The organism is Nostocoides jenkinsii Ben 74, assembly GCF_001046875.1.
Taxonomy (GTDB): domain Bacteria; phylum Actinomycetota; class Actinomycetes; order Actinomycetales; family Dermatophilaceae; genus Nostocoides_A; species Nostocoides_A jenkinsii.
Genome location: NZ_HF571038.1, coordinates 2,989,243 through 2,996,904, shown reverse-complemented (window position 1 = coordinate 2,996,904; position 7,662 = coordinate 2,989,243). Strand labels below are relative to the sequence as shown.

Sequence of the window (7,662 nt, the reverse complement as noted above, 5' to 3'; positions counted from 1 at the left end):
AGACACGCCGTATGACGCTTCGTCATACGGCGTGTCCCTGCCCGTCGACGTGTTGGGGCGGGGTCGCCGGGGTGGGCGCCCCCTCGCTACGGACGAACTTGAGCACGTCTTACGTTCTTGAGCACGTCCTAGAGGACGTGCTCAAGAACGTAAGACGTGCTCAAGTTCGGGGTGGGTGCCCGGCGCGGTCGGGGTGGTCGGTGATGACGGTGTCGAGCCCCGCGCCGACGTATGCCGCGACCAACCCGGCCATGTCCCCGAGGGTTGCGGGGTGCTGCCCCACCCGGAAATCTGTTGGCAGGTAATGATTCTCGGCCCGGAACGTCCAGCAGTCGACCCGCAAACCGATCTCGTGCGCCCGGTCGAACAGGCGACTCGGCTCCCCGAGCGCGCCGCTGTCGCTCGGCGGGAAGAGCACCGCCCGACCCGGCCCGATCGCGGTGGCGGTGTCGTGGACGCGGGCGAGGCCGCCGGGGGTGAGCAGATCGCCATACGTCGCACCGCCCTCCCCTGGCACTGGTAGGTCGAGATCCTCCTCGACCAGGAACACCATCCCGGCGTGGACGGAGAGGGTGCGCAGCATCCGCAAATGGTGCAGCTCGAAGGTCATCACCTCGACCGGCGAGCCGGCCTCCTTCACCCCGGCCCGGGTCAGTTCCGGGATGAGCAAGTCCTCGATCGGAAGGCGGCACGACGTGAAGTATTCGGGAGTCTTGACCTCCAGCTTTAGTCCAACCGGGCGATCCAGCTCAACACTCAAGCTTGCCCTGAGGTCGAGTACTTCGCGGAGGGTGGGCACGGCATACTGCCCGTCGTGGGCAGCGGAGCGCCGCCCTGGCAGCGGTTCGACGCAACGAAGCTCCTTGATCTCCTCGGTCGTGAAGTCCTCGCTGAACCAGCCCGTGATCTCGTGACCATTGACCGTCTTGGTGGTCCGCCGGTCGGCGAACGCGGCGTGCTGGGCAATGTCCGTCGAGCCGCTCAGGTCGTTCTCGTGGCGGGCGATCAGGACCCCGTCCCTTGTCGGGACGACGTCGATCTCGAAGGCATCCGCGCCCTGCCGGATCCCCAACTCGTATGCCGCGAGGGTGTGCTCGGGAAGGTAGCCGCTCGCCCCGCGGTGGGCCACGATCGTCGGTCTTGTCATGAGAGTTCTGTGAGTTCCTAGCTACGGGTGCCAGAGTCCGCGGGCAGCGCTGAGGTCGCCCGCGCGGCGCTGTTCGTGGCGCGCTTCGAGACGCGGCACGAGGAGCAGGGTCACGCAGCCGATGATGACCGCCGACAGCACGTAGCCCCACAGCGCCGCTCCGGAAACCCAGATGACGAACGCCCCCGCGCAGCAGGCGCCGAGCGTCCACGTGATTCGCTCGACGAAACTCACCGGGCGCTACCCCTCTCTGGCCAACGGGATGCCTGACAGCGCCAGGCTAGTAGCCCGTGACCTCGGACGGGAGCACGCGGCATACGCGTGGATCACTAGGCTGGCGCCGTGTCCAAAGTCCTGACTTCACTTCCCGTGGGCGAGCGCGTCGGCATCGCCTTCTCTGGCGGCCTCGACACCTCCGTGGCGGTGGCCTGGATGCGCGAGAAGGGCGCGATCCCGTGCACCTACACCGCCGATCTCGGGCAGTATGACGAGCCCGAGATCGACACCGTGCCGGGGCGCGCGGGGCAGTATGGCGCCGAGCTTTCCCGGCTCGTCGATTGCCGCAGCGCGCTGGTCGAGGAGGGGTTGTCGGCGATCGCGTGCGGCGCCTTCCACATCCGCAGCGGCGGCAAGACCTACTTCAACACCACACCGATCGGGCGCGCGGTGACCGGCACGCTGCTGGTGCGCGCGATGCACGAGGACCAGGTCTTTATTTGGGGCGACGGGTCGACCTTCAAGGGCAATGACATCGAGCGGTTCTACCGCTATGGGCTGCTGGCGAACCCGGCGCTGCGGATCTACAAGCCGTGGCTGGACGCTGAGTTCGTCTCCGAATTGGGCGGGCGCCACGAAATGAGCGCCTGGCTGACCGAGCGGAAGCTGCCTTATCGCGACAGCCAGGAGAAGGCCTACTCGACGGACGCCAATATCTGGGGCGCCACGCATGAGGCCAAAACCCTTGAGCACCTTGATGTTTCGCTGGAGACGGTGGAGCCGATCATGGGGGTCAAGCACTGGGATCCGTCGGTGGTCATCGACGCCGAGGATGTGACGATCACCTTCGTGCAGGGCCGGCCGGTCGCGATCAATGGGCGCGACCTGTCGCCGGTGGACCTCGTCATGGAGGCCAACGCCATCGGCGGCCGCCACGGGCTCGGCATGTCCGACCAGATCGAGAACCGCATCATCGAGGCCAAGTCGCGCGGAATCTATGAGGCGCCGGGGATGGCGCTGCTGCACGCGGCATACGAGCGACTCCTGAATGCCGTGCACAACGAGGACACCGTCGCGAACTATCACGCCGAGGGCCGCCGCCTCGGTCGGCTGCTGTATGAGGGCCGCTGGCTCGACCCGCAGTCGCTGATGCTGCGCGAGTCGCTGCAGCGCTGGGTCGCCTCCGCGATCACCGGCCAGGTCACACTGCGTCTGCGCCGCGGCGACGACTACACGATCGTCGACACCCGCGGCGAAAACTTCAGCTACCACCCCGACAAGCTGTCGATGGAGCGCGTCGAGGACGCCGCCTTCGGCCCCGTCGATCGGATCGGTCAGCTGACGATGCGCAATCTCGACATCGCCGACTCCCGCGCCAAGCTGGAGTTGTATGCCGCCCAGGGCCAGCTCTCCGGCGGCCACCAAGTGCTGGTCGGCAAGTTGGAGTCGGGCGGCGCCGCCCAGATCGCGGAGAACACGTCCGTGGACGCCGCCGCCGACGACGCCCTCGACGCCGCGGCGATGGAGTTCGGCACCGACTGACCCGCGCGTGGGGGTGCGGGTTTCCCGCCCAATCCCAGAAACCGGCGCTTCGGCAGGCTTTCTGGCGGTCAGAAAGCCTCCCAAAGCGCCGGTTTGTGGGATTGGGCGGGAAACCTACAATCAGCCCCCGCTCACGAACATCGACGGCGCCAACGGGGTGACGGTGAGCTTATCGAGCTGGGCTGTGCCGCCCTTGGCGAACAGGCCGATCCCGTCGCTCCCAGCTGACGGGAAGACCTGATCGGTGATGGTGGTCCCGCCTTGGGCGAACACCTCCACTGACGAACGGTCGAGATAGCTCGTTGAAGGTCTGCGGGATGGCGAGTGGCTGCTCGGTCCAGTGCATGAGGTCAGGGGACGTGGCATGTCCCCAGCTCATGATCCCCCACCGGTCTCCCGACGGGTTGTGCTGGAAGAAGAGGTGATAGGAGCCCTTGTACCAAACCAGGCCATTCGGGTCGTTCATCCAGTTCTTGGACGGTGAGAAGTGAATCGCAGGACGATACGGCTCGGAGCCGAGCTGCGCAGCGTCGGCCATACCGGCCGAAAGCATGGTCGCGGCGCAGGCAAGGCCCACGATGACGGGTGTCCGTCGCCGAAGTCGCTGGATCATGAATTGTGCTCGCCTAGTTAGTGATTCGTCGATCAGTGACCACAGAAGTTTCGTCTTGCAGGCATTGACAACGTTGTCACTCGGAGTCAGCCCCATGGGAAGCCGGGAATCTGGGGGTGGCCAGACGATAGCCACAGCCGCCGCGCCAAGGGGAAGACCTCCCCGGGAAATGTCTCACCAGGTGAGATGTGCGAGGGGAGCGCCAACACAGCATACGCCCTGGAGAGCGACCTGCGCCGACCCCGCCCACGCTGCCGCCGACGACGCCTCGACGCCGCCCCCATTGCAGTTCGGCACGCACCGACCCAGGCCCACGACCCCTCGCGGACGCAATAACTCGAGGCGGACGCAATACCTTTTGCGTCCGCCGCAGGCTATTGCGTCCGCCGGGGTCGGGGCGGAAGGTTATTGCGTCCGCTGCTTGTGGGCTGCGTACAAATAGGCTTGGTCGTATGCCGCGGCGCGCCAACCTCGCTCGGGCCACCCGGGAACTCATCGCCGGCCGGACCGGCGACCTCGTCCGGGCCGCCGTCGCCGACATTGAGTCCCGACATCCGTGGTATGCCGCGCTCTCCGCCCGCGACCGAGCCTCCGTCGCGCTCGTGGCCCACAGCGGCATCGAGAACTTCGTGGGGTGGCTCGCCCAGGGAGAGGGCGGGCCCGTCCGAGCACAGGACATCTTCGAGTCCGCCCCACCGGAGCTGGCCCGCTCAATCAGCCTCGCCCAGACGCTCGACCTCATCCGTTCCGTCGTCGACGTCGTCGAGACACAGGCCGCCGAGATCGTCGGCGAGCGCGCCGCGCCCGCCGTGCGCGAGGCCATGCTCCGCTATTCCCGCGATGTCGCCTTTGGAGCCGCCCACATCTACGCCCGGGCCGCCGAGCAGCGGGGCGCCTGGGACGCCAGGCTCGAAGCTCTCGTGGTCGATGCCATCCTGCGCGGCGACGCCGACGAGGGGATGCAGAGCCGCGCCGCCGCGCTCGGCTGGGGGGCCACCACCTATGTCGCCGTCATCGCCGGCAACCCGCCGACAGATCCCGGGTCACCCGAGACGGGGGCGGCGGACCCGGCATACATCCTCGATCAACTCCACCGGCGCGCGAGTCGGCACAACCTTCGGGTCCTTGCCGCCGTCCAGGGCGGGCGCCTGATCACGCTGCTCGGTGGCACGCCCGACGCGCTCGCCGACGCCACCACCCTCCAAGACGCCTTTGGCCCAGGCCCGCTCGTCGTCGGCCCCACCGTGCCGCACCTCTTTGCCGCCGGCCGCTCGGCCCGCGCCGCCATCTCGGGCCATGCCGCGGCAGCTGCCTGGCCAACCGCCCCCCGCCCTGCCCGCGCCGACGACCTCCTCGCCGAACGCGCCCTCATCGGCGATCTTCCCGCCCGCAACGCACTCCGGTCGCGCATCGTCCGGCCCCTCGACCAGGTCAGCGGCGGCGACCTGTTGCAGACCGCAACGGCTTATCTCGAAGCCGGCCGCAGCTTCGAGGCCACTGCCCGGGCACTCTTCGTCCACACCAACACCGTGCGTTACCGCCTCGGTCGCATCGCCGACCTCACGGGCTACGACCTGACCGACCCCCACGACGGCGACACGGTCCACCTGGCCATCCGCCTGGCCCGCCTCGGCACCGCCGCGACACCCCCGGCCACCCCACGCTGAGCCGGCGACCCGCACGCACTCCGACCGCCACCCTTAGAGGAAACCTCCAAAATCTCAGCGAGAAATTGCCATGCTGTTCAGCGCGCACCGAGACCTCGAATGCGCCACGCTAGACAGGTGCTCGCAATCGTCTGCCCCGGACAGGGCTCCCAAACTCCTGGATTCCTGACCCCGTGGCTTGAGCTTGCCGGTGTCCGTGACCGCGCCGCCGCGATGGCCGAGGCCACGGGCATCGACCTGATCGCCCACGGCACGATCTCCGACGAGGAGACCATCAAGGACACCGGCGTCGCACAGCCGCTGATCGTCGCCGCCGGTCTGCTGACCCTTCCGGTGGTGCTGGGGGCCACCGGGATCGGCGCAGCAGATGTCGTGGCGGGGCACTCGGTCGGCGAGATCACGGCAGCGGGTGCCGCCGGGGTGCTCACCGACGCCGATGCCATCGGCTTCGTCGCGCGTCGCGCGGCAGGTATGGCCGCGGCCAGCGCGGTCACTCCCACCGGCATGAGCGCCGTGCTCGGTGGCGTCGCCGACGACGTCGTCGCGGCCCTCACCGAACTCGGCCTCACGCCCGCCAATATGAATGGCGCCGGTCAGATCGTGGCGGCGGGCACGCTCGACCAGCTCGCCGCCCTGGCCGATAACCCGCCGGCCAAGACCCGGGTCATCCCGCTGAAGGTGGCCGGCGCGTTCCATACGCAGCACATGGCCCCGGCCGTCGCCGAACTCGCGGCCTTCGCCGAGACCCTTGCTCCGGCCTCCCCCGCCGTCACCATCTTGTCCAATGCCGATGGCACCGCCGTCGCCGATGGCGCCGACATCCTGGGCCGACTCGTCTCCCAGGTCACCAGCCCCGTCCGTTGGGACCTCTGTATGGACGCGATGCTGGCTCTCGGAGTCACCGGCCTCCTCGAGCTCGCGCCGGCCGGCACCCTCGTCGGTCTGGCCAAGCGCGGCATGAAGGGCGTCGAGTCCGTCGCGCTCAAGACCCCGGACGACCTCGACGCCGCCGCGGCTCTCATCGCCGCGCACTCCCACACCTCCCCCTCCGCCAACGCCTGAAAGGCCCCACGTGACTGTCGCACCCAAGGGCACCGGAACCATCCAATCCGCCACCGGCTCAGTCGGTTCCAAGATCCGCGGCGTCGGCGGCTACCGCCCCGAGCGGGTGGTCCCCAATAGCGAACTCGTCGAGGCGATCGACTCCTCCGACGAGTGGATTCAAGAGCGGTCGGGCATCATCTCCCGGCGCTATGCGGCCCCCGACGAGAGCGTCGTCGACATGGCCGAGAAGGCCGCCCGCGACGCCATCGCCAACGCGGGCATCGACCTCGCCGAGATCGACACCGTCCTCGTCGCCACGGTGACCCACCCCCTACAGACCCCCGCGGCCGCCCCCATCCTGGCCGACCGGCTGGGTCTGCGCTGCGCGGCCTTCGACATCTCCGCTGCCTGCGCGGGCTACTGCTACGCAATCGGCATCGCCTCCGACCTCGTGCGCGGCGGCACCGCCACCAACGTCCTCATTGTCGGCGTGGAGAAGCTGTCCGATTGGACCGACTTCACCGACCGCGGCTCCGCCTTCATCTTCGGCGACGGCGCCGGCGCCGCGATCGTCGGCCGCAGCGATCGCGCTGGCATCGGCCCCACCATCTGGGGCTCCGAGGGCAACGAGTGGCAAGCGATCATGCAGCGCGAGTCCTGGATGGAGTTCAAGGACAACCCGGGCGACCGGGAGTTCCCCGCCCTCACCATGCAGGGTCAGAAGGTCTTCCGTTGGGCCGTATGGGGCATGGCTCCCGTCGCGCACCGCGCTCTCGAAGCCGCTGGCGTGCATCCCGAGGACCTCGACGCCTTCATCCCGCACCAGGCCAACATGCGCATCATCGACGCGATGCTGAAGCAGTTGAAGCTGCCCGCCGACATCCCCGTGGCCCGCGACATCTCCGAGACCGCCAACACCTCCGCCGCCTCCATCCCGCTGGCGACCGAGCGGATGCTGCGCGAAGGCATCGTCCCCAGCGGCGGCCTCGCCCTGCAGATCGGCTTCGGCGCCGGCCTGGTCTATGCCGCGCAGGTCATCGAATTGCCTTAGGGCACAACGACTCCCGGGTGGTCCACGGGTCAAATCGGGCCAGCACTACCGATCCAACCGCAAACCGATCAAAGGAGCGAACAATGGCTCAGAGCGAGCAGGAGATCCTCGAGGGTCTCGCCAATATCGTCAACGAAGAGACCGGCCTCGACGTCGGCGACGTCCAGCTCGACAAGTCCTTCACGGACGACCTCGACATCGACTCGCTGTCGATGATGACGATCGTCGTCAACGCCGAAGAGGCCTTCGGTGTGCGCATCCCCGACGACGAGGTCAAGAACCTCACCACCGTCGGCGACGCCGTCCGCTTCATCCAGTCCGCCCAGGGCTGACCCGGCCACGCGGCATACGCCCGCGTTGCCCTGGGTCGTGTCGCCCGCCA

The 7,662-nt window shown here is 68.3% G+C and carries 8 protein-coding genes and 1 pseudogene; 5 read left to right on the top strand and 4 right to left on the bottom strand.

Translation table 11 applies throughout. The annotated features are described in order from the left end of the window. Window positions 1-160: 160 nt before the first annotated feature. Both BN13_RS14275 and BN13_RS14270 read right to left on the bottom strand, forming a co-directional pair. Window positions 161-1,147, bottom strand: coding sequence for a glycerophosphodiester phosphodiesterase family protein (locus BN13_RS14275; protein ID WP_048547925.1), 987 nt, complete (start codon window positions 1,145-1,147; stop codon window positions 161-163). Between the two features lie 21 nt (window positions 1,148-1,168). Further along, window positions 1,169-1,381: a hypothetical protein gene (locus tag BN13_RS14270; protein ID WP_048547924.1), complete on the bottom strand. Its 213-nt coding sequence runs from the start codon at window positions 1,379-1,381 to the stop codon at window positions 1,169-1,171. A gap of 108 nt (window positions 1,382-1,489) precedes the next feature. On the opposite strand from BN13_RS14270, the gene argG reads away from it, so the two are divergent. Next, the gene (gene argG / locus BN13_RS14265; RefSeq protein WP_048547923.1) at window positions 1,490-2,905 is read left to right on the top strand and encodes an argininosuccinate synthase; all 1,416 of its coding nucleotides are present in this window, start codon (window positions 1,490-1,492) and stop codon (window positions 2,903-2,905) included. 120 nt (window positions 2,906-3,025) lie between these two features. Here argG and BN13_RS20660 read toward each other — a convergent pair whose 3' ends face one another. After that, window positions 3,026-3,271, bottom strand: a complete 246-nt coding sequence (locus BN13_RS20660; protein ID WP_268806966.1) for a GH32 C-terminal domain-containing protein — start codon at window positions 3,269-3,271, stop codon at window positions 3,026-3,028. Further along, a pseudogene (locus tag BN13_RS20980) lies at window positions 3,234-3,371 on the bottom strand (glycoside hydrolase family 32 protein); the annotation flags it as partial. The pseudogene BN13_RS20980 and the gene BN13_RS20660, both read right to left, overlap by 38 nt. Window positions 3,372-3,970: 599 nt before the next feature. Between BN13_RS20980 and BN13_RS14260 the strand changes: the two are divergent. From BN13_RS14260 to BN13_RS14245, 4 genes are all read left to right on the top strand, one after another. Further along, entirely contained in the window at window positions 3,971-5,185 is a 1,215-nt protein-coding gene (locus tag BN13_RS14260; protein WP_048547922.1) for a PucR family transcriptional regulator, read from the top strand. A gap of 117 nt (window positions 5,186-5,302) precedes the next feature. Continuing rightward, the gene (locus BN13_RS14255; protein WP_048547921.1) at window positions 5,303-6,247 is read left to right on the top strand and encodes an ACP S-malonyltransferase; all 945 of its coding nucleotides are present in this window, start codon (window positions 5,303-5,305) and stop codon (window positions 6,245-6,247) included. A 10-nt stretch (window positions 6,248-6,257) separates the two neighbouring features. Beyond that, on the top strand, window positions 6,258-7,280 hold the full coding sequence (locus tag BN13_RS14250) for a beta-ketoacyl-ACP synthase III (RefSeq protein ID WP_048547920.1): 1,023 nt from the start codon (window positions 6,258-6,260) through the stop codon (window positions 7,278-7,280). Window positions 7,281-7,363: 83 nt separating this feature from the next. Continuing rightward, on the top strand, window positions 7,364-7,612 hold the full coding sequence (locus BN13_RS14245; protein WP_048547919.1) for an acyl carrier protein: 249 nt from the start codon (window positions 7,364-7,366) through the stop codon (window positions 7,610-7,612). The last annotated feature ends 50 nt before the right edge of the window (window positions 7,613-7,662 follow it).